The following is a 23,086-nucleotide window of genomic DNA, read 5'->3' on the forward strand; positions in this document are numbered from 1 at the left end:
GGCGGTGACGATTTACCGCCGCCGGAATTCCTCTAATATCGCCCGGTAGAGCATCACTGCGCTAAGTAGTCTTTTGGCTGCGCTTCACGGCGTTGTTCATGAGGTGCCATTCGGGGTTCTAGGCATAAAGCGGGAGTGTCAGGCTTATGCCCGGCACTCCCGTTCTCATCAATTATCTGAAGTCTGAATCCTTGGGCTTGCACCCAGTGTCCTGGGGTATGAGCCTTGGAATCCAGATAACACTGCGGTGGCATCGTCTATGCCCGCGCCGCAGACGTAGGATTAGAGTAAGGAAAACGACTCGAATCCTACGCTGTGCGGGGGTGGTGTACGGCCGCCCCCGCGCAGTCTTTGTTGTGTTGCTTGTGTCGCCTCGGCTCGCGGTTTCATGAGCCGCTTGTGTCGCTGCGGCTCGCGGTCGGCGTTGCGTTTCTGCCGCTCGGTGCTGCGCCGCTGCGGCTCGCGGTCGGCGGCGGTTCGAGCTGATGGGGTTCTGCTCTGTTTCCCTAAGAAACTTCGTTTCTAAGGGAAACTACGAGCACCCATAGGCTCTTCACCGTCCGCCTTCCCCGCGCGCTTTCGCTCTATGGTGCTGCGGGGCTTGTCTGGGCTGTGCCGCGCGGCGCAAGCCGCATATCGGCACAGTCACCGGCGAAGGCGATTAAGCAACAGCAACGATTTGCTGTTGCCGCCGAAGCACCCCTAACGTAGGGCGATTCATGTTTTCCGTATTTTCTTTTAGTGGCTTTGCCGCTAAGCGTTATCGGACAAAACATAGCTAGCCCGGCCGTGTCACCCCAGAGCCCCAAAGCACCAGAGCCCCGGGGCGACACAACAAGCAACTACTTGGTGTACATGGGTAGGTTGTCCGGTAGGACAGCGTTGCCGCCGAACAGGTGAGCGCTAGTGGTACTGGCCGGGACGTTCACGCGTTTCGCGTTGGACAACACCAGGTTCGCCCCCGTAGACCCAGCCAAAGCACCAGCCACTAAAGAGTCTGCGTAGGATTGGCCGTTAGCCACCATGACCTTGCCTTTAGCCGGGGTCATCTCCGCCAGCTTGTAGGCGGTCTCGTAGCGGTCGGAACCCACAACCTTGGTGACACTGCCCGAAGCCGCAGCGCAGGCTGACCCACCAGCACAAATCGTCTTCCCAGCCACCTTATCCGCAGCCACAGACTGACCCGGACGTACTAGGTCGACCACCCCACCGGACAGGGACGCGGCCGAAGCACACGCCAGGGCATCCGGGAAGTTAGCCCCAGTAGCATTACAAGACACCACGGCCTTACCACCAAGCCGCTTCAGGGTCTCGGCTTTAACCAACGCGGCTGTCTCATAGCGGTCAGCCCCAGCCAAACGAACCACCTGGAACCCAGCAGCACGCAACGCGGCTTCCTTACCCGCAGACACCACACTTTGACCACCCACAATATAGACAGTCTTAGTGCCCTGAGCCTTCAAAGCGTTTACCACGGACTGCTCCAAAGTACTGCTAGTGGTCAACACCACCCCAGCTTTCAACGCACCCGCCAGGGCACCACCAGTCAAAGCATCGGGGAAGTTACTACCCGTCGCCAACACGACGGTGTCGTGGTTCTTCGCCAACGACAGAGCCGCTAGCGAGGTCGCGACCCGGTCTTGACCAGCAGAACGCACCACCGCGTTCTTGGGCAAATCCAGCTTCTTAGTGAACTGCTTGTCGAACTTGTTCACCACAGGCTGCTGCTTCTTGTCACCGGGTTTCTTCTTCCCATCATCCTTCTTGTCTTTAGCTGGGGTGGACGGGGTGGAAGACCCGCCGCCAAACGAACCGCCACCAAAGTAAGAACCACCGGTGCTACCACCAGTAGAACCACTGCCAGAACCGGAGCCACCCGGAGTTACCGACGGATTAGACGGGTTCGGAGCCGGGGTCGGGTCAGCAGCCTTGGCTTTACAAACAGCTCTCAGTTCCACATCATCGGTCACGCGTTCCTCGAACTTGTATTGCGCAGGGGTAGCCTCGTTGTTGGAATTCAGTGTCCAGTAGTCGAAAACAGGCTTACCAGAGTCTTTACAATACTCATCCTTACCATCCTTCTTGGACGGCACCGAGTTATACTTCACAGCTGAATCCGTAACTACAGCTGTTGCACCTGATACTTTGCCTTTAGAATCGTAGTACTCAATCTTCTTATCCGCCTCAGCCGTCCACACGGCGAACACAGTCTTACCCGCATTCAAAGCTTCGAAGCTAGACGCAGTGTCACAGGTTCCGTTATCTACTGTGCCGTCGGCTTTAGTCGGGGAAGTGGCATTATCTGAGCCGGTTCCGTCGCACCACTTAGAGAACTTGTAGCCCTCACGAATCAGAGCCTTCGCACCGTCTAGAGGATTGATAGTACCGCCTTTACCGACAGTAATAGACACCACACCTTTGTCAACGCCCTGAGTGTCTTTCACGAAATCACCCTTATTCGGGTTGAATTTCACGGTAATCGGCTCCGCACACTCGGCGGTCAAAACCAACTCATCAGTGCTATTCGGGTTGACCTTCGTAGATAAAACAAACGCAGCGGCAGAACCACCACTACCGGTGTTCCACTGTTTAACAGCGTGCTCGGTTGTGCCATTCTTTACGCAGGCGAGTTTGTCACCGGGAACCACACCCGCCGGAATGGTCTTGCCTTCCTCAACCAAAACATACTCAACATCACCGGTAGCATCGGGTTTGCCGTCCTTGAACTTGATGACAGCGCTACCACCAGAAGTGGTATCAGCGTTGGAGTTGAATTTGACTTTCACGCCCCACACGGCGGTCAACTCGTCGCCATCAGCCGGAGTGTAACCCTCAAGCTTGTTATCATTGCCGACCTTGTAGACCGTGTTCAGTTCTGCCTGGCTGCTTTCACCTTTCTTGGTGAGTCTCCAGCCCATCAGCACGCGGTCGTTCTTCTTAGCTTCATCACTACCGTTAGGTACGGTTACAGAGTCATCCACAATATCGACCTGCTTCTTGCTGAAATTGCCGCCGGCGCCGGCGTTGAAGGTTACTGACGGGACTGCGCAAGACGCGGTGTAAGACGCGCTATCATTGAAAGTCTCTGCTTTCAATTCTGCCTTAGATTTCAAACCACTGTCGGTGTTGCCTTTCCAGCCTTTGAACACCTGCCCGGTACTGGTGCAGAAACTGTTGTCTCCCGGGATGTCGCTTTCCGCCAGTTTCCCGTTAGCATCAACAACCAACTCAACCTTGCCGTCAATAGTGTTGTCTGAGTTCTTGAAGGTAACAACGGGGCGCTTCTGACACTGCGCCACATAGCTAGTCTCCGTGTCAAACGTCGGAGCACTGGTGTCCGTGAGAGACTCCGTAGTTACCTCGGAGCCTGTAGCCGAGCCGTTTTCGAGTTTCTTCCAGCCGGTGAGACGCTTCTCAACAGTCTTACCACCGGCGTTATCAACACACAGCGAGGTGGCATCGGTCGGGATGTCGGCTTTCTTAGACTTCAAATCCCCACCCTTAGCTACTTCGATGGTTTTAGCCACAGCGTCGCCTTCGGCTTTGGTGGAGTCTTCTTTAAGGAAGTTTACTTTAACCAACTCGTCGTAGTGCGCAAAGAGTTTAGTTTTACCAGACACATCCGCGTTTTTACTTGCACTAGCAAGTTTGTCGCCGTTTTCTGCGGCAGTGTACCAGCCGGCGAAGGCTTTACCTGTGGGGATGCCGGCAGGGTCATCGACCCCCTCAGAAAGCTTCTTGAAACTATCATTGTCTTTGGTGAGAACCACCACTTTAGCAGCCTTATTCTCACCAGCCTTATCCCAAGACGGGTCGCCACCTGACTTGTCTTTGTTCAAATCGAAGACAACGGCGTGGAACTGAGCCGCAAATGCAATAGCATCCCCACCATTATCATCTTGACTATCTGCGGTGCCTTTTTTGAGCTCAACCGCATCCGACGAACCAGTACCCTTGACAGTGATTTTATCGCTGGTTTTTTGTTGTTTAACGGTGAAGGCATACACATCTTTGGTGTTTTCCCACCCGGCAGGCTCCGCTGTATCTGCCGGCACTACGGAAATAGTGTATTTGCAATTCTTTTCATCATCTGGAGCGCCGGTGGCCGGGAAGCTGATTTCATGGGTGAAAGCTCCCTTCTCACCGATGTCTACGAGCGCCTCGTCCTTTTCGGCGCCGAGTTTCGGGCACTTATTGTCTTCAGCATTAGTTGTAGTGTCGCCGGCGATTTTTACCTTGTAAATAGTCTTGAGAGTCTCATCTAATTTCAAACCGGTAAGCAAACCCGACTCCGCGCCTGCTAGGCCGTCGACACCTTTAGCAGCGACGGCGCCTTTAATAGTCACCTTTGCAGTAGCTTCACCGCTGCCTGTTATTTCGACTGGTTTAGGGTCGTCGGCGAAGGCGAGGTTGGTTAATGCCGGGGTGAGACCCGCAGCGAGGAGGCCGGTAAGGGTGGCGATACCCAGTCTATTTAGGCTGCCCCCCCCCCGCGATTTTTAGGTTGGTTTTGCATAACTTTTCCTTTCGGATTTGTTAACTGTTAGTTGGGCGGCTCCGTTCCCAAGCGCGAACCCTATTCAAGCATGGGCTCTCGTGGGTCACCCAATTGGTATCCTTGTGATACACAAGCCCCATGATGCCACATTCCGGCTTGTTTTGCTAGTAGTTTACGTAAGGTTTATCACCCGTCCAGCTATTGCTGCTGGTGGCAACGGGTTTCGTAATTTTGTTTTACGTTTTGTTTCGGCTTGTGTTAACTTATTCCGCTAACAAGGTTTGGGGGTAGAGGGCTGGGTTGGTTGGGGTACCAAAGTTGTCTCTTGTTGGTTTCTACTTCTGTGGTTCTGGGTTCTCCCCTCCCGCTTTTATTGTATCATATAGTGTTTGGTTGGTGCTGCGGCGGTCGGCGCGGCGGCTGCGTAGGGGGTGCGGCGCAAACGAGAGGCTGAGGGGGGAGACTTTTGCTATAATTATATAGCAAAAGTTGGGGGAATACTTCCCCCATCGCCTCTCGTGCGCACACCCCAAGCAGCCAAGCGCGAGCACACACCCCAAACCGCCGCCGCACCGCAGCGACACAAGCACCTCATGAACCCGCCGCCGAACACAAACCGAAGCGACACACTCAGGCAAGCACCTCATGAACCCAACAAATGTCCAAAATCAACCCGGCATTTCTACCACAGGGACAGCCGCCTCGTCACAGTAATATGAGATAACCCCCGTATGTGTGCAAAGGAAACCCCCAGACGACTCCTGGACAAGTCCCAAGAGATGTTTATGCTGGCTATCGAATTATACAACCGAACAACCATTCGGTATCACGCGGAGGGCTGCGCGATTTTCCTTTGCTCGGCTTGGGAGTTGATGTTGAAGGCGCACCTTCTCAAGACCCAAGGTCAAGACTCGATTTACTACAAGCACAAGGGAAATCGCACCCTGTCCCTCGAAGACTGTTTGCGCAAAATTTTTACCAACGAAAATGACCCCTTGCGTCAAAATATGACCCAGATTATCAACCTGCGCAACACCAGCACACATTTCATCACAGAGGAATACGAAATCCTTTATGGACCCTTGCTGTAATCATCGGTTTTAAACTATCAAGACAAACTGCGAGCCCTTCACGGAATCGACATCAGCAACCGTATCCCGGAAAACTACCTGAATCTGTCCGTGAAGCGCGACATTATTAACGACGAGGTCGTTCGCGCCAAATACAGCCCCGAAGTGGCAGAGAGACTGCTAGAACTCTACAACGCAGCCGTTATTCCTGGTGAAGACGGTTCATCACGCTACGCGTCTTACTATGAAACCAGTCTGATAGTTGTAAAGAACGTAGAAAAAGCTGATTTGGCAGTCAGAATCGACAAAGAGGCAAATGTGGGAATTGCCATCGCTAAACAAACCGTGGATTTGCAAAACAAGTACCCCTACACGGCACGCAAAGTTTGGGAGGAGGTCAACCGGCAGCTGCAGAAACACGGCGTAACGTTTACCTATAGGGATAGAATCCAAGATAAATTCAACAACCACCATTGGACAATCATGGTCAAGTTCTACAACCTGAAAACTGACCCTCGCTACGGATACAACCGAGCCACGAAAGGAGAGAAGGCACTGTCATACGTGTATTCCCAGCAAACAGTGGAACTCATTGTCGACTCGATTCGCAGAAACCCGCATGTCCTAACGGATTTGCTGGCGAAGGGATTTCGGTAAAAAGTTTGCGAGGAACTCTACCCCAGGAGCAAGGGAATTCTAAGATTAGCCAAGAATCCTACCCCCATTCGGGGATCCAGCTTAGTTCCTTCGCAAGTAAGTTCATCACTGTTCAATTCTAGCAAAAAAGTTCCAAAATAGGTTTTGAGTCGAGCAACTTTTTAGGTTTTGCGGTTTCGAGGACTGCTCCGTGGTTATCGTCGGGGAAGCGGGACGCGCCACCAGGGCGGAAGCCCTAACATCAAATTGTTAGAGTAGGTGTTAGAGTAGCCGAGTTTCCCCCAGAATACCGGGCAAAAGTCGCTACTCTAACAATGTTAGAGTAGCTTTAGAGTAGCTCAGAATACCCGTAGACCCGGGATTAAAAACTCGGAGCGCAAAACGTAACCGGTGCGATTTCGTCCACATCCGCGTAATACTCGACGATGTTGCCAAAAACGCACCGGCTACGACCAAGGGTTCGAAACACACGGCCGAAACGCGCCTGAGTTCCACAGCTTTAGTGTGTTTGGTTTGTGACGGAATCAGGAAATTTTGGAGCCAGTATGGAGGGGCTTGTGACAAAATCAGGAAAATTCAAGACAGGGTGGCCGATTTAGCTCATGGTCGAGGCGATTTTTCCTGAATTCGTCACAGCCGGGTACAAATATTGCCGCCAAGTCCAGAAATCACTGCTACATTTCGATAATTTGAGATTGCGGTGTCGTAACAGCAACCTAAAATCCTCTAAATCCCGGACATCAGGATGCCAAAAACACCAGCAAAACCCCATCTACCAGCACAAACACCAAGAAACACACCATATGCTACGCAATTGTGGAAGCCGGGTCGCAGAGGTAGAGGAAACCCCGGTCATAACACAAATGGTGCGATTCTGGCCACATCTTCGTATATTGCGACGATGTGGCCAAAAACGCACCGGTTACGACCAAAAACCCGAAGCACCCGGGCGAAACGCACGGCTTGCGACCAAAGATTCGAAACGCACCGGTCACAACCAAAAACCCGAAACACCCGGCCGAAGCCCCTAACGCGAGCCTAGGGTTGGCGCGAATTCAGTTCCCGGCGCAAAGCACGCTCACCCGGCAGATGCGCACCCAGCAGCGCATGAAACTCCGGGCCGTGATTAGAATGAAAATAATGCGTCAACTCGTGCGCCACTACGTATTCCAGGAACTTCGGGTCGCGCGCGCTCAACTCCAGGTTAAACGTCAAAGCGCGGGTACGCGGATTGCAAGAACCCCACCGGGTTTTCATGCGCCGAATCCGCACCGCGCCGGTTTCCGCTATCCCCAAAGCCGCCGCCCACTTCGGCAGCAACGCGGCTAGTCGGGTTTCCATCGAGGCACGGCGCAACTGGTCGACGGCACCTTCACGTTGGGTTGCGTTTGTTCCCGGCGGGGTCATGAGTCGCAAGGTGTCCCCACGCACCTCTGCTTTGGCGCGCGGTTTGGATTTTCGCGAACCCGGCTTTGGGGATTCCGCTCGCGAGCCCCGAATGGCACCTAATGAAACCGCCTCCCCCGCAGGCGTCGCTCCACCCGGCACCCCCACCGGCTCGAAACCCGCAAGGCACGCCTGACCGAGCCAATCGCCACCCCGAATAGCACCTCGTGAAGCCGTAGCCGACCCGACACCTTTCGGATCCGAACCTCCGCCAGCGGGGTCGAACATCACCACCTGCAGGGTCAAAGTCTGACCCCACCAGGCGATTTCCTCGCCGGTTTCAAACCTTGGGGCATTAGCGTGCTTTGCCCGCAGCCGGTGGCGCTGATTTTCAACCCAGTCGCGTTGCTCCTCCAGGAACTCGCGGGCGGTGGCCAACGGGGCACGCCGCGGAATGGACAGGAAAAAATCACCCCGGTCAGTGACCCGAAGCCGCAGGTGATGAACGTTTTTGCGCTGCAACCTCACCGGGGTTTCCCCCAGGTGGTACACCCCAATATCCTCGGTCTGCTGCTTGCGTGGCATCGGTTAATTGTACTATGCGGTGTTGGCAGCTGGGCGTCGAAACATAGTAACTTATTCTTCAGCTTGTGGCTTATTCTTACGCAGCTTCTCGTATATAAATGAGAACTACACCCCCCACACGCGGAAAAGCCGGCGCCACGCGCCGACTTTCCCGAATGAAAGGAGTATGAGAATAAGATTTTTAGTATTGACCGAAGTTTTGGACTGCGTACACCCAGGTGCGTCCCGTCGCCACCCCGACACCGGTACGGTTGAAACGTCCGTCAATCAGGTTCTTGTAGTGGCCGGGGGACTTGACCCACAGGTCGTTACATCCAGCGGCGTAAGGACCGGGCTCGATATTGTAGTACCCAACCATGTTCTCGCCGGCGTACCTCCAACCGGCAGGGAACAAGTCCGCGTACTTCAAAGCCCCATTCGAGTGAACGAAGACATCAGTGCGGGCTACTTGCTGTGCCCAGGCGCGAGCAGCATCGTCCATAACCGGGTCGCGAGTCAAAGCGGGCACCCCGTGGCCGGTACGAGTTCCGTTGATAGCGTTGTAGATGGCTTCCTCACGCGCCCCATCAGTTGGCGAGGGTTGCATGGAGTACTTGGTGTAAACCTGGCTGACTCCCGCTACCGGTGCGCTCGACTTTTGCGGTTGCTGGGCGGCTTGCGGCTGGGCGTAACCAGCGGCCACCTGCAGCACCGAGTCACTGACCGAGGAACCATCACCTATCGCGTTAACATTGGGATTACCAAAGGAAGTCACCAATCCACGAGTATTACCATCCGCAGCACCGGGAACCAAGATAATCGGACCGTCAGTCAGCGAACCGGCAACCAGGGCATAGGCCAGGTCAGTGCCGGAAGCCAAGTAAACATTACCAGCGCTGGTACCAAAGACCCGCTGGCCGATAGCCACGGAAGTCTGGTAGCGGTTAGGCCCGGAAATCCGGTCGGTGGCGGAACCACCGGCAACCTGGTTGAGAGTCGCATCAGAAACAGCGGCTTTCCCACCCAAGGCCACAACCCGGTTAGCCCCAAGAGCCTTTACGGTTTGCGCGGCAGTAGCGATATCCCCACCGTTAGCGGTAACAGTAATAATCGGACCGTCGGTCAACACCCCAGCGGCCACCGCATCAGGCGAGCCCTTGCCGTCGGCACCCATAGCATCAGCAACGTAAACCGTGGGATTCCCGCCCGGATAGGCATAGCTAGCAATAGCGGCAGCGGTAGCAACCCGGTTAGCACCGGAAACCCGCACGGTGTTCTTGCCAGTGTAAGTGGTAATCTGGCCAGCAACATTGTCGCTGATAGCGCTCTTGCCACCCAGCAAAACTACTTTACCGGGATTCAGACGTTTGATTTCTTCGAAAACTGCGGGGGGCACGTTACCGTCGGTGGGCACCAACAGAATCGGCCCATTGGGCATGACGGATGCCGCGAGGGCATCAACCGGATTATCCAGACGCGCTAAGTAAACCTCCGCAGCGCTACCGGGGAAGGCACGCCGGGACACTTGGATAGCAGTGGCTGCCGCACCGCCGCCGCCAACACGGCCAGGCTGGCTGGGAGCAGGGGCTGCGCCGGGGCCGGCCGGGTCATTCAGACCCGCATCAGGGTTTGGATTGGCGGTAGATTCGGCCACTCCCACCAGAGGGGTACGGTCGACATCCTGGATAACTTTGGCACCACCTACCATCGACACGGCTACCATGCCTACTAGTGCTACCCCACCTACCAGGAAACGCCCCAAATGGACACGCCCGCCTACAGCGGAACGAGCGGCTGTGGCCGCGCCTTCTCCTGTAACAACATCCTTGCATTGGGTAGTCGGTTTCATATCCATACTCACCTGCCCTTATCTATCTGTAAGCACTCCTTAACACTTACATTCACATGATACCTAAATTCAGGTGGGCTTCCAAGGACTTTTCCGCAGAATAACGCTGAAAAATACCTGAAAATTGACAATTTGTTTCCTGTTGGATTTGCTTTAATGGCTTTTTTCCAGTGGTTTTAAGGATTCCAAATCACGGTTTAACTCAAACCTCTGGGTGGTAGCCTTGACGATTCTCTGATCCAAGCCCATAACTTTGTCACGACATTCCAGGTAATGTTCATACTTTGCATAGTGTTTTCCCTGCAAATCATCGGCCATCGGGGCATAGGTATTCTCGGCACTGTGATTTTTCCCGATATCCATGGTAGTGGTGTATTTGCCCTGTACCGTCAGGTGAGTGGACGAAGGCCGGTTCCTCATCCCCTCAGTAATCGGCACCACATCCGCGTTATTATACAGGTTCAACACCTGAATGGACTGGGGAATTTTCGCATTAGCCACGGGGGAACCCGCCGTAATCACATTCCTAATATTAAATTTTTTCCTGACTCTCGGGTCGGCAGCCAGATTAGAGGCAATAATCCCCGCCTGGGAGTGCCCTACCAGTTCCACCGGCGTGTCGGAACCGACCCCGGCTCGTTGCAGAGCCTGCATCACCGCTAGGTGTATCCCGGTGGGCAGCCCAGCCACCGCCTCGGTATTAGTCAACATGTCCTGGGGCTGTATCGAGCCGGCATCCCAAGAATCCGTGCCGCGCAACACTACCCGCGCCCCGCGCTGCCCCGTGGCGGTTTCCCACTGCTGAATCTCGAAAGCCGCCCCTTCTTTAGGGTCGATAGTTTGGGCATAACGGAAAATATCCCCAACATCCCGGGGCAGCCCCCGCGAAATACTCCCGTCGGGGTTTTCCACCAAAACCGCACCCCCATCAACCCGCAACTGTTTGAGCGCCAGGCGTTCACTGGCCGCCACCCCGATGGCTCGAGCGGTTTTACTCTTGGCAAAATCACGCTCTTTCTGACGGCGGGATTTTTCTTGCCGTGACGCCAAAAACTGACTTAATCCCGCGACTATCATGGATACTTGCAAATCTTGCGGGGTTTTACCCCGCACCACTTCCCGCAGCTCCATAAGCCCCAAATTGGTCGCCACCAACTCCAAGCCCCCCAAACTGGTCTCCAGTTGGATTTGGTTTCCTAACCTTTCTTTCCAGAACTCCTGGTGAGCGGTGCGCCAGGCCGCGTCTTTCATATCTTGAATAAAATCCCAAGACTTCATATCTCCGGTGCGTAAATACACCCCGAAATACTTATCAAGCTCGGGGGAATCCTCGAACCCCAACACCTCAATGCGTTGCCGGCCGCCCGCAAACCGTAAAATCACCGACTGCGACTTGCCATATTGCTTTTCCCCTAACTTGGCTTGCAGCCACGACAGGAACACCGCCGCCTTTTGTCCCTCATTCATGTCCTTGGCGTAATAACGTTTACCACCCAAAGTAAACACCGGCGGAAAACCAATATCCTTCACCAGTTTTTCCGCCAACATCAGCAAAGAACCCTCAACCGCACTCGGTGCCATCAGCTGCAGCACTTGGGTTTCGCTCAGCTCATAAAGCCCGGTGGCACGGCGCAGCAACACTGCCAGCTTACGGTTTTCAGCTCCCAAACGCAGCACCCCGTCTTCCCCGTATTCCGCCACACTGCTCAGGCTCGTATACTGCCCCCACGCGGCGCTCAGCCGCGCCATCGCCAAGCCAGCATTCTCGTCGCCCGCCGCCGCAGCCGCGCTCAGCGCGTTCATCCGCGCCAAATACCGCGCTTCTAACCCGGCGCGTTGCGAGGCTAAATACCCGGCCAACCCGCCTATCTGTTCGGTGGCGTCTTCCAAACCTGAAACCATGGCTTTTACCTGTTCCGTATCCACACACAAAGCCGTGTTTCCACCCGAAAACAAGTATTCCCCGGAATATTCCCGCCCGTTTCCAGCCCTCACAGCAACGCCTCCAAGTGCCCCTTGGCGCCCTCCAGTTCATTGAGCACCCCACCCAAAATCCACAGCCGCCCGTCCAAAGCCTCGTACTTCGCGTCATACGCCGCCGCCGCGCGCCCCATCCAGCTGCGGTTTCGCGCCAAACGGTAACTGTTCATCACGGCGTGAAATCGGGTAATAAAACCGCCCGTATAGCACAGACCCGCCATCGTTTTGTCTCCCTTCCGTTAGGTGGGTCGGGTTCATGAGGGGCCATCCCAAATCCCCGGCCAGCCCCTCATGAACCCCCTTGAGTATCACGAAACCCACGCTAGGCGAACGGCGCCTAAACGAAAACCGAAAAACGATTACCCTGTGGAAAACCCCGAAATTCACCCCCTGTGGAAAACCCCGAAATTACTACCGGGTCGCGACCAGTGGTTTTGGTCGCGACCCGGATGGCGGCGCGCGCCGAAATCACATAACGGCGCAATCGCAAGGCGAAAACGTTAAGAAACGGCCACGATTTGCCGTTTTAGTCATCGCCTCATGAAAGAATCAGTTGGCCTCCAAAACCATGTCGATAGCCCCGCACGGGCACTCCTCGGCACAAATCCCGCAACCCTTGCAATAATCGTATTTAAATACGTACTGGGTGGGTTTGATTTTCTTAATCGCATTATCCGGACACACCCCGAAACAGTTATCGCACCCGAAACAGTTCCCGCAAGACATGCAGCGGCGTGCCTCGAAAACGGCGGATTCTTCATCCAAACCCTGTACCACTTCGTCGAAACTCGACGCGCGACGCGCCCCCACCAACTTGCCACGCATCCGCCGGGGCGCATCGGCGTAATACCACGTGTTCATAAAGCCCAATTTCGCGTCGGGCGCGGCCGGGGCGGACTCGTATGTCTCGCCGCGCAGATACGCATCGATACACCTTGCCGCCAATTTCCCGTGTCCAATCGCGGTTGTCACCGTGCGCTGGGAGGGCACCATGTCGCCCCCGGCGAAAACCCCGGGCATCCCGGTCATCATCTGGGCGTTGACTTTGACCACGCCATGTTCCACCTCGATGCCGGGCGCCCCCGCCACCAAACCTAAATCGGTTTCCTGCCCCAGCGCCATGATTACCGTATCCGCACCCAAATCCTCGTATTCCCCGGTTCCGACCGGGAAACCGGATTCATCCAAGACCATTTTTTCGATTTTGATTTCCCCGCCGTCGACGTGTTTGATGGTCGACAGCCACTTCATCATCACGCCTTCCTCTTCGGCTTCCATAATCTCCGAGTCATGTGCCGGGGCACGGTCGCGGGTACGCCGGTAGACAATAATCGCTTCCTCGGCTCCCAGGCGTTTCGCGGTACGCGCCGCATCCACCGCCGTGTTCCCCCCGCCGTACACGACGACACGCCGTCCCAACTGGGGTTTCTCGGCCGATTCCATCCCGGCCAGGACATCGACCGCATCCAGTACCTTCGCGGAGTCCCCGGCGGGGATATCGGCATGGCGCCCCATCTGGGCACCAATCGCCAGGAACACCGCGTCGAATTCTGCGGCCACCGCCGCCACGTCCGTGACTTTCGCGCCATATTCGAAACGCACCCCCATTGCGGCAATCCGGGCGACTTCCTGATCCAGCACGCCGCGCGGCAGCCGGTAGGACGGAATCCCGAAACGCATCATGCCCCCGGCCATCGGCCCGGCTTCCCGGACTAGCACCTCATGACCGGCACGACGCAGGTGATACGCCGCCGACAAGCCGGAAGGACCCGCCCCGACCACCAGCACCCGCTTGCCGGTGTCGGGGGTCAACGGCTCGACTTTCCAGCCTTCTTCCAGGGCTTTGTCCCCCACGAAGCGTTCAATCGAGTTGATTCCCACGGCTTCGTCGACTTCGCCCCGGTTGCACGCCGTCTGGCAGGGATGATAGCAAACCCGCCCCATCACGGCCGGCAGTGGGTTGTCGCGCATCATGACTTCCCAGGCCTGCTGGTAGCGGCCTTCTTCCGCGTAAAACAGCCATTCTTGGCAGTGTTCCCCGGCGGGGCAGGCCTTGTTGCACGGCGGCAGGTTGTGGACATACACGGGTCGCTCGGTGCGCCACGACCCGGTTTCGTTTTCCAGCGACGACCCAACCTCCAGGCTGATGGCGAAAGGCAGTTTCGTGGTTTGTTTCTGGTTCTTATTAACGGTGTTAGTCATGGCTTTTCCTTTCCTAGGAGGCGCTGGGGACGGGTTGTGGCGTGGGTGACGCGCTTCCGTGCGACGCGGCGCCGGGGGCAGAGTTAGGCGCGATGCTCGGTGCCGGGCTGGGTGGTTTGGTGGGTATTGGGGCGGGGCAGGTTCTCGCGGCGGCGAATCGTCCGGTGGGATCATGAGGTGCTTGCAGAATTCGACGCTGCACGTCTTCGTCCAGGGCATCCATCTCGACTAAACCGTAGCGGCTGATGTTGCGGTCGGCTATCGCCTGGAGGCGCGCAATCAAGGCCTCGGATCCCGGGCCTTTGAATATATGCGCGAACCGGCGCTGGGGGCGCAAATATTCCTCGACGGGCACGGGACGGCGAATCTTGGTTACCGAAGTGATTTCCCCGCCTTCGGCTTCAAAAACGGGGAACAGCCCGGTTTGGGTGGCTAATCTAGCCAGGGTCACGGTCAAATTAGAGTTCGAGCCCCAGCCCAGCGGACAGGGCACCAGGACGTGAATGTACCTGGCTCCCCGGAAACTCATGGCCTTTTCTACCTTGTATTCCAAGTCACGCAGATCGGCGACGGTGGCGGTGGCGACATAGGGAATCTCGTGCGCCATCGCGATGCGCGCCATATTCTTGCCTTGGGTGAAAACGTTGCCGGGGCGCGGCCCGACCGGCTGGGTGGTGGCGGTGCGGGCGGTGGGTGGGGTGGCGCCGGAACGCTGCACTCCGGTATTCATATACGCCTGGTTATCATAGCAAATATATAACACGTCGTCATTGCGTTCGAACATGCCCGACAGGCATCCCATCCCGATATCCACGGTGCCCCCATCCCCGCCTTGGGCGATAACCCGAATATCGGGTTTCCCCATGGCGCGCAAGCCTGCGGCCGCTCCGGACGCAACCGCCGCCGTGTTCCCAAACAAGGAATGCAGCCAGGGAATCGTCCACGCGGTTTCCGGATACGGGGTGGAAAACACTTCCAGGCAGCCGGTGGCGTTAATAGCAATAATACGATTATTGGCCACCACCGAGGCCGTATCCACCGCGTAGCGTGCCCCCAGGGCTTCCCCACAACCCTGGCAGGCGCGGTGCCCGGAAGTCAGCGAGTTCTTCCGGTGCGGGCTGGATTGCCAGGAGCGCCACTTCAGATCGGCCAGGCGGTTACCTATCGCATAGGATCCGACCTGATAGAACTTGACTTGTTCCCGCGCGGGAATCTCGGTGGCCTGGGATTGACGAATTCCCGTGGTTTCGCTGGTCGTATTGTTTTCAGTCATCTCAGTTATTCCCTTCCGGTAAAACATTGATAGCGTCTGCCCTGGTAGAGGGCGCGGCCACCCGGGCGATGCCGACTTTGTCGGCCGGTGGTCTCGCGCCTTGGGCGGCCAGGTTGGCGTTGGTGCGTTCCACGGCGTCGCGCATCACGTTTTCGGCCATAGGTCCGGATCGGCGGGTGGTGCGTTCGCGTTCCAGTTCGGCGTTCACGAGTTGCATGTCCAAATCTAGGAAGGTCAAGGGTTGCAGCCGCCCGGCAATCGCATCGTCGAGCATGGCGTTCAAGGATTTCTTGGTCACATTGCGTCCCCCCAGACCACCAATCACGTCATAGCAGGTAAATGGCCGGCCCCTCATGGCGGCGCGCAACTGTGTGGAAACAATTCCGCCGATACCCACCGAAAACGCCTTCTCGAAGGACACCGTGATTTTCGCGGTTTGCAGCACTTCACGCACGGCCGCCAGGGGGAAGGGCCTAAACGAGCAAATCCCCAACACCCCGATTTTTTCGCCTTTCTCTCGGCGTTCATCCACCACGTCTTTAATGGTGCCAATCACCGAACCCAAGGCGGTGACAATCACATCCGCATCTTCACAGCGATAGGGGTGAACCAGGCCGCCGGAATCCCGTCCAAAGATTTCCTTGAATTCCTGCTGTACCTGGGGAATCAGCTCCAGGGCTTCCATTTGTTTGTGGTGGGCGAGGTAGCGCACTTCAGTAAAGGCTTCCGGTCCGACCATCGCGCCGATACTAATCGGGTCATCGGGATCCAGAACTTGCCGAGGCTCATAGGGCGGCAGGAAACGGTCGACCTGGTCTTGTTCGGGCAGGTCAACCTGTTCCACGGCGTGGGTCAAAATAAACCCGTCCATACACACCATCACCGGAATCGAGAGTTCCTCGGCAATCCGAAAGGCCTGAACGTGCAGGTCAGCGGCCTCTTGGTTGTTTTCGGCAAACAGTTGCAGCCACCCCGAATCACGCTGACTCATGGAATCCGTGTGGTCATTCCATATATTAATAGGTGCGCCGATAGCGCGGTTCGCCACCGTCATCACAATCGGCATCCCCAGCCCGGAGGCGTTATAAACCGCCTCTACCATATAGAGCAAACCCTGCGAGGCGGTCGCCGTATAGGCCCGAGCCCCCACGGCGGAAGCCCCGATACAGGCGCTCATGGCAGAAAACTCGCTTTCCACATTCACGTATTCGCAATGTTCCAGTTGCCCGGATTTCACCAAGGCAGAGAGCGCCTCTACGATGTGGGTTTGCGGGCTGATGGGATAGGCCGAAATCACATTGGGACGACACGCCGCCACGGCGCGGGCAATCGCCTGGGAACCTTCGATTTGTTTCAGCATGTTTTTTCCTCTTCCCCTTTTAAGTATTTATAGGCGGCAGCAGCGGCCTCGACATTGAGGTTCCCCACCTTGCCTTTGAAACGTTCCCGAATCGCGTCGGACACCGAATCCAGTTTCACAATGCCGGTCAAAGAGGCCAACCCCCCCAGCATCACGGCGTTCGGCATAGGGCGACCCAGAATCTCTATTGCAATCTCGGTGGCCGGCATGGTGCGGAAATGCCCCTCGGGCAGGGAACTCACTACCTTGTCCAAACCCAGTTCGTGGGGGGATTTCTGGGAGTTCACCAAGGCGTAACCCCCGGGTTTCAACCCGGAAAACGGGTTCATAATCGCCAGCAGGGTCGGGTCTTGCACAATCACCACGTCGGGTTGCAAAATCGGTTCGCGCGAACGAATTTCGCGGTCTTCTATCCGACAGTAGCTGACCACCGGAGCCCCGGTGCGCTCCGAACCGAAAGACGGGAAGGCCTGGGCGTGGTGGCCATCCGCGAAGGCTGCGTAAGCCATCAAGTCGGCGGCGGTCACCACGCCTTGCCCGCCGCGCCCGTGAACTCGAATCTCTACCATATGGGAAGCCTAAAACAAGTTATTTCCCAAAATTGGCTCTAAACTCTCGCGGCGCTCTGACCTGGGATTTTTACCTTCTATATCCGGAATCACCCTCGAAAACCGGCCAGATTTACCAAAACCCAGAGTTGTTTTATTGCCATATGCGCCGGATTCCCCAAAAAAGCACCTCATGAAGCTAAAATTAACTTAAACTACGCCACTCACAGAGGAGGAACAATGGAAAGCGACCAACCAATCCGCGTGGGCGTTGTTGGCTTCGGTGTTATCGGAAAAGCCACCGCCAAAGCGGTCACCAAAATAAAAGACATGGAACTCGTGGCGATTTTTTCGAAACGAGACCCCGCAAAACTGCAAAACTCGATGGCGAAAGTCTATCCCACCAAGGATGTCGCTGATTTCGTAGGGAAAATCGACGTAATGATTTGCTGCGACTCTTTCGGGACGGGTCTGCAAGACGTCGCACCGATGGTCGCGAAATACTTCCACACCGTGGACTCCCACCCGCTGCGCGGCGACCCCCCTACACCCGAAGAAGTCGAAGCCGAAAAACAACTGCGCCTCGAGGAACTGCAGCGCCTGGCCAAAGACTTGGCCGAACGCAACGCTCGGCGCGACGCGGAAGCCGGGTTGGAGCCAATCGAAAAATCGGCCGACACAAATCAAAACCAACCAGCCGAGGAAACCACGGAAGTATACGGCATGACCCTGCCGGCCTTCGTGAAAGAACCCGTGTTCCAGCCGGTATATCTGCCCTTCGAAAAATACTTCGAGAAACTGGATGCGGCGGCGCGCAGTGCGAAACACGTTTCCCTGTGTGCCATCGGCTGGGAACCGGGTTTCATGTCCCTGATTCGCACCGTCTCCGAGGGCTTCTTTCCCAAGTCGAAATTGTGGACCTTTTGGGGACGCGGCATTTCGATGCAATGGTCGAACGCCGCCAAGGCTTTCGACGGGGTGCTGGACGCGGCCGTCTATCAGGTGCCGAAAGAAGAACCCCTGATGGCCGTGCTGAACAATGAACCGGTGTGGGACGATTCCCGCAAAGCTCTGCATCATTTGGATGTGTATATCGTGGCCGAAGACCGGGTGGATCACGACCAGTTGCGCGAACGCATCCTCAACATGCCCGGCTGGTTCAAGGATTACGACACGCATGTGACCTTCGTGGGTCCCGACGAGATGCGCGAGTTTCATTCGCGGCGCACCCACGCCGGGCTGGTGATATCCCGGGGCTCAACTTCACAGGGCATCAACGAGCAAATCAAAATGGAAGTTGACATGGATGACAACGCCGAGTTCACCGCCTATGTGCTGGCTTCCGCCGCGCGCGCGGCTTTCCGGGGTGGCGAACACGGCTGGGCGGGGGCTTTCACCATGATGGAAGTGCCGATGGCCTGGTTTAATCCCGGTTCCGCAGCGGCCTTGCGCCAGCGCATCTCGCATTCCTAGCGTCGCGCTGGCCGAAAAAGTGAATTTTTTGTTTCTGCACGGATAATTCCTCGCCAAAAAGCATTTTTCACTCATTTCAGCCAGTGACCACAATCGCGACCATCCCGGCTCTAGTAATCCTCCGGCGGCGGAGCCTCGTCGGATGCGACCCGCGCCGCATCCACAAAACGCGACAGCGCCCCCTGGAAAGTCAGGTGAACTGTGCCGGTGCGACCGTTACGATGCTTAGCGACATACAAATCGGCTTCACCCGGGCGATCATCGGGATTATAGGCCTCGGGGCGATGCAGTAACAGCACCATATCCGCGTCCTGCTCCAAGGATCCGGATTCCCGCAGGTCGCTCATCATAGGTTTCTTGTCGGTACGGGATTCCGGGCCACGGTTCAGCTGGGCGACAGCGATAATCGGGATTTCCAGTTCCTTGGCCAATAATTTCAAGGAACGCGAAATTTCGGAAACTTCTTGTTGGCGCGATTCGGCGGAGCCCCGGCCTTTCATCAGTTGCAAGTAATCGACCACCGCAATCGACAGATCGTGGTTGTATTTTAAACGCCGACATTTGGCGCGAATCTCGGGCATCGTCAGGTTTACCGAGTCGTCGATATACAGGGGTTTTTCGAACATCCGGTTGGTGGCATTGGCGATATTGGTCCAATAGGCCTGGGATTGGGTGCCATCCGCCGATGACACCCCGGCGTTTATCGCCGACAGCGGCACCGAGGCCTCCGCCGAAATCAAGCGTTTAATAATCTCGGCATACGACATTTCCAGCGAGAATATCGCGGCGGTCTTGTTTTCATGTATCGCGGCATAGCGACAGATATCCAGCGAAAACGTGGATTTCCCCATCCCGGGGCGGGCGGCAACGATAATCATCTGGCCGGGGCGCAACCCCTGGATTTCCGTATCGAAGTCGCGGAAACCGGTACGTACCATATTGGGGTCTGGTTCGGTGTTGCTGATTTCGGTGGTGACCTGTGGAATCAGGTCTTTAAGCGCCTTGTAGTCTTCAGAGGTGCGTCGTTGTGACACCCGGTCGAGTTCTTGGTGGGCGGTGTTTATCAGGTCTTTCGCATCGCCTTCATCAAAGGCCCAGCCCAGTTGGGTGATTCGTGTCCCAGCTTCCACCAGGCCGCGCAGCGTTGCCTTGTCGCGCACGATTTCAGCGTAATAGCTGGCATTGGCATAGGTGGGCACCACGTGGGTCAGGGTGTAAACATAGTCAAGCCCCCCGATTTGCCCCAGTTTCCCGGTTTTTTCCAGGGTGCTGGTAAGGGTCAGCGGGTCGACGGAATCACCGGCCGAATACAGATCCATAATGGTGTCGAAGATGACTTGGTGTTTGGTTTCATAGAAATCCGTGGTTTGCAGAATCTGGTAGACATCGGCGATGGCGTTTTTTGACAGAATCATTGCCCCAATCACGGATTGCTCGGCCAGCAGGTTATGTGGGGGGACACGGTCAAGTACGGTGGTTTCGCTCACGGGTTTCCTTTCTGGGCTCAACTTAGCGGGATTCCGCGTCAAAAGCAAACATGATTCGTGGAAAACAGGTGAACAGTAAGTGGATAACTGTGGGTTTTCCTGTGGATTGTTTGTGGGTTTTCCTGTGGATTGCCCGGCGGTTGCGTGGTTCTTTCGGGTTCATGAGGTGCCAATCCTTGTGAGCTTTAGCAAAAATCCCCACATGTTTTCCACAGGGATTGTGAATTATTTTTCTGCGGCCAATTTTTTTAAAACCTTAAAGCGTCCATTTAATCTTTAAACCATTAAATGTGTTTTGACCTGCATAAACATCCAATCCCGGCCGCCTCTAGCACACATTAAGGTTTAAAATCAAGCGAGCCAACACGCAGTTTTTCGGCTCCCTCCACCAGCGCTTTCCACAGGATATCCACAGCCTGATGCCGTTAATTGAACCGATACAATCGCTGGGCGATACGGTAGAGCTTAACCTGTACCGAACGCGCGGCGGGGTTCTTCACATTCGCCCCCCACACCAGCGGGTTGTGGCGCAGCATCGCGGCCATCTTCGGGGATTTGGCCTCGATGGCTTCCCACATTTCGTCGCGCATCCGCAGCGCTTCGCGATCCCCGCGTAACACCGCGAAAATCGAAGACGCGGTGACTATCAAAGCCAGGAAACCTTCCATATAGCGCGCCAGGTGGGGATTGCGCACCTCGTCTGGCAGGGCATAGGCTTCGGCCATCATCTTGGTGACCCGCATCTGTTGATCCAAACGCCCCAGCATGACTTTCTCGTTGACGGACTGGTCTTCGCGACCAATGAAATAGTGGTACAGGTTGACCGGCAAGTAGTACAGCTTCTTTACATAGGGCAGGGGCACATAGACGAAAATATTGTCCACATAGAACGTGTGCTTGGGCATTTCCATCCCGGAATCGCGCAGCACCTGGGTGCGATAGACCGCCGAGTGCATCAAGATGTTTTGCCCCACCCCAAAGCGCCTAACAGAGTTCCAGCCCATAATCTTGTTCATCGGCAGGGCTTTCAGATAACGAATCACTTTGCGCGAACCGGTCAAAACGTGTTCATAAACATAGTTGCACACAACCAGGTCAACGCCTTGCTTGTGGGCAATAAAAGTGCGCAACTTCGCCATCAACAGGTTCAGCGCCACCCGATCCAGCCAGTCGTCAGAGTCTACAACTTTCAAGTATTCGCCGCGCGCCGCGCGTATCCCCGCCATAACCGCCCCACCGTGCCCGGAGTTTTCCTGGTGGATAACGCGAATCGTGTCGGGCATGTGTTCGGCCCAGCGGTCGGCTTTTTCTGCGGTTTTATCGGTGGAACCGTCGTCAACGATGATAATCTCGGTATCTTCCCCAGCACCCAGCATCGAGGACACGCACGCATCCATATAGTCTTCAGAGTTGTAACAGGGAATCACGAAAGACAGCGTGATGGGACGCGACATCGCGTCCGCATGCTCGGCTTTGTTTGCGGATTGTTTATCCAATTTTCCTATCCTTTTCTTGGGTTCGTCGGTTTTGTCGGTTTCATCAGTCGTCAGTCAGCACTACGTGCAGCCCTCCCACCATCCGGGCGATGATATTGTAAATCACCGTCGCCAGCCAGGTCAGCACCGTGAATATCAAAATCTGCAGCACCCCGTTTAACGCCACCAATGCCAGGAACCGCGACAGTTGCAGGGTGTCCATCAGGCTCACCAAGGCGGTGGCGGATAGCGCCTGCAGGAAGCCCTGCATCGAGGAAAACACGTGCAGCATATCCAGCACTATCCACAGCAGTCCGGCCGCCACCAATTGCACCAGCGCAAGGGCGACCGCCACCAGGAACCCGATTTTAGTGGCGGACAGGGGTGAAATCCGCGTCAGGGTCAGTTTCACCCGCCGCGCGTCGGGTATTTGGGCGAATTCGGCTTTCAGGGCGGCTTGTTTGGCTTTCGCGGCGGCCTTGTTTTGGGCGCGTTCTTTGCGTTTGGCTTCGCGGGCGGCGGCACGTTCTTGGGCACGTTTTTCGCGTTCGGCGCGGTCTGTTTCGGCGGGGTCTGTTTCGGCGGGGGTTGGTGGTTTCGGGCTTGGTACCGTTTCATGAGGTGCCAACGCAGTGTCTGGCGTAATCTCGGGGTTTATCCCCGCCGGGATTTCGCGAACAGCGTCAAGACTGTTTGGGGTCGTATCCCCGGTTTCAACCGGGTCGCGACCCGGTTCGGGCGCCGTCGAGGATGGCACCTCATGAACCGCGACCCCACCAGTAAACTCCCCGGCGGCGGACGGCGACGAGGCGGACGGGGTCGCGGGTGATTCCTCTAGCTGATAAGGGGAAACCGGGCCGTCGATATTCTCGGGGTCATCGCCGAGGGCGAGTTTTTTCCAGTCCGTGGCAAAGTCGGGATTGTCGCCAGTCGCCTCGCTCTTTACTTCACTTTGCGTCTCACCAGCGGTGGCACCCGCCGTTGAGTCCGTCGGGGTGGTTGGCTTGGGATTTTCTGTCGACCCGCCAGGGTTTTCCGTTAAACCGAGGGTGGAAGTGTCAGAACCAGCGGTGGTATCGGAAAGATTAGGACTGGTATCAGGGTTGACGGTCGTTTCGTCTGCCGGGACAGAGTCTGCGGGTGGCGGGGGTGGCGGGGGTGGTGGCACCAAGGCGTCGCCTTTGCTGGCCTTGTTGGGCTTAATCCTTGTCATTAGTTGCCTCCCGGGGTGCTGTTTCCAGTCTAAGTCCTGGCTTTAGCGGTC

Annotated in this window: 16 protein-coding genes and 1 pseudogene; 4 read left to right on the top strand and 13 right to left on the bottom strand. The window is 56.1% G+C overall.

What is annotated here, in order from left to right; translation table 11 throughout:
• Positions 1 to 53 precede the first annotated feature (53 nt).
• Together F4555_RS09860 and F4555_RS09865 are read right to left on the bottom strand one after the other, a co-directional pair.
• Positions 54 to 254: a hypothetical protein gene (locus tag F4555_RS09860; protein WP_127891461.1), complete on the bottom strand. Its 201-nt coding sequence runs from the start codon at positions 252 to 254 to the stop codon at positions 54 to 56.
• Between the two features lie 588 nt (positions 255 to 842).
• Positions 843 to 4,340 carry a cell wall-binding repeat-containing protein gene (locus F4555_RS09865; protein WP_255312918.1) on the bottom strand — a complete coding sequence of 1,166 codons (3,498 nt, stop codon included), beginning with the start codon at positions 4,338 to 4,340 and terminating at the stop codon, positions 843 to 845.
• 889 nt (positions 4,341 to 5,229) lie between these two features.
• Here F4555_RS09865 and F4555_RS09870 point away from each other — a divergent pair.
• Positions 5,230 to 5,751, top strand: a pseudogene (locus F4555_RS09870) (DUF3644 domain-containing protein); the annotation flags it as partial.
• A 162-nt stretch (positions 5,752 to 5,913) separates the two neighbouring features.
• On the top strand, positions 5,914 to 6,225 hold the full coding sequence (locus F4555_RS11610; protein WP_346387938.1) for a hypothetical protein: 312 nt from the start codon (positions 5,914 to 5,916) through the stop codon (positions 6,223 to 6,225).
• A 1,038-nt stretch (positions 6,226 to 7,263) separates the two neighbouring features.
• Here F4555_RS11610 and F4555_RS09880 read toward each other — a convergent pair.
• The 8 genes from F4555_RS09880 to F4555_RS09915 all read right to left on the bottom strand — a co-directional run bounded on the left by F4555_RS09880 (position 7,264) and on the right by F4555_RS09915 (position 17,408).
• The gene (locus F4555_RS09880) at positions 7,264 to 8,196 is read right to left on the bottom strand and encodes a M48 family metallopeptidase (protein ID WP_004015960.1); all 933 of its coding nucleotides are present in this window, start codon (positions 8,194 to 8,196) and stop codon (positions 7,264 to 7,266) included.
• Positions 8,197 to 8,377: 181 nt separating this feature from the next.
• Entirely contained in the window at positions 8,378 to 10,024 is a 1,647-nt protein-coding gene (locus F4555_RS09885) for a cell wall-binding repeat-containing protein (RefSeq protein ID WP_255312837.1), read from the bottom strand.
• Between the two features lie 153 nt (positions 10,025 to 10,177).
• Positions 10,178 to 12,019, bottom strand: coding sequence for a PGAP1-like alpha/beta domain-containing protein (locus F4555_RS09890; RefSeq protein ID WP_004015958.1), 1,842 nt, complete (start codon positions 12,017 to 12,019; stop codon positions 10,178 to 10,180).
• Positions 12,016 to 12,225, bottom strand: coding sequence for a hypothetical protein (locus F4555_RS09895; RefSeq protein ID WP_004572127.1), 210 nt, complete (start codon positions 12,223 to 12,225; stop codon positions 12,016 to 12,018). The genes F4555_RS09890 and F4555_RS09895 overlap by 4 nt, the downstream gene beginning before the upstream one ends.
• A gap of 328 nt (positions 12,226 to 12,553) precedes the next feature.
• The gene (locus tag F4555_RS09900) at positions 12,554 to 14,206 is read right to left on the bottom strand and encodes an NAD(P)-binding protein (protein WP_004015956.1); all 1,653 of its coding nucleotides are present in this window, start codon (positions 14,204 to 14,206) and stop codon (positions 12,554 to 12,556) included.
• Between the two features lie 13 nt (positions 14,207 to 14,219).
• Complete coding sequence (locus F4555_RS09905) at positions 14,220 to 15,479, bottom strand: thiamine pyrophosphate-dependent enzyme (RefSeq protein ID WP_004572137.1); 1,260 nt, start codon at positions 15,477 to 15,479, stop codon at positions 14,220 to 14,222.
• A 1-nt stretch (position 15,480) separates the two neighbouring features.
• A complete protein-coding gene (porA, locus tag F4555_RS09910; protein ID WP_004015407.1) occupies positions 15,481 to 16,839 on the bottom strand; it encodes a 2-ketoisovalerate ferredoxin oxidoreductase subunit alpha in 1,359 nt (452 codons plus the stop codon).
• Positions 16,833 to 17,408, bottom strand: a complete 576-nt coding sequence (locus tag F4555_RS09915; protein WP_004013520.1) for a 2-oxoacid:acceptor oxidoreductase family protein — start codon at positions 17,406 to 17,408, stop codon at positions 16,833 to 16,835. Before F4555_RS09915 ends, porA begins: the two co-directional genes overlap by 7 nt.
• A gap of 219 nt (positions 17,409 to 17,627) precedes the next feature.
• Between F4555_RS09915 and F4555_RS09920 the strand changes: the two genes are divergently transcribed.
• Positions 17,628 to 18,860 (top strand): diaminopimelate dehydrogenase, encoded by a 1,233-nt coding sequence (locus tag F4555_RS09920; protein ID WP_004013518.1) that lies wholly within the window; start codon positions 17,628 to 17,630, stop codon positions 18,858 to 18,860.
• 110 nt (positions 18,861 to 18,970) lie between these two features.
• Here F4555_RS09920 and dnaB read toward each other — a convergent pair whose 3' ends face one another.
• Entirely contained in the window at positions 18,971 to 20,347 is a 1,377-nt protein-coding gene (dnaB, locus tag F4555_RS09925; RefSeq protein WP_004015952.1) for a replicative DNA helicase, read from the bottom strand.
• Positions 20,348 to 20,397: 50 nt separating this feature from the next.
• Between dnaB and F4555_RS11395 the strand changes: the two genes are divergently transcribed.
• On the top strand, positions 20,398 to 20,529 hold the full coding sequence (locus tag F4555_RS11395) for a hypothetical protein (protein WP_255312836.1): 132 nt from the start codon (positions 20,398 to 20,400) through the stop codon (positions 20,527 to 20,529).
• Between the two features lie 243 nt (positions 20,530 to 20,772).
• Here F4555_RS11395 and F4555_RS09930 read toward each other — a convergent pair whose 3' ends face one another.
• Entirely contained in the window at positions 20,773 to 21,843 is a 1,071-nt protein-coding gene (locus F4555_RS09930; RefSeq protein WP_231282842.1) for a glycosyltransferase family 2 protein, read from the bottom strand.
• A gap of 43 nt (positions 21,844 to 21,886) precedes the next feature.
• Positions 21,887 to 23,035 (bottom strand): DUF3566 domain-containing protein, encoded by a 1,149-nt coding sequence (locus F4555_RS09935; protein ID WP_115325677.1) that lies wholly within the window; start codon positions 23,033 to 23,035, stop codon positions 21,887 to 21,889.
• Positions 23,036 to 23,086 lie beyond the last annotated feature (51 nt).

The organism is Mobiluncus mulieris (genome assembly GCF_014204735.1).
GTDB classification, from domain to species: Bacteria; Actinomycetota; Actinomycetes; order Actinomycetales; family Actinomycetaceae; genus Mobiluncus; species Mobiluncus mulieris.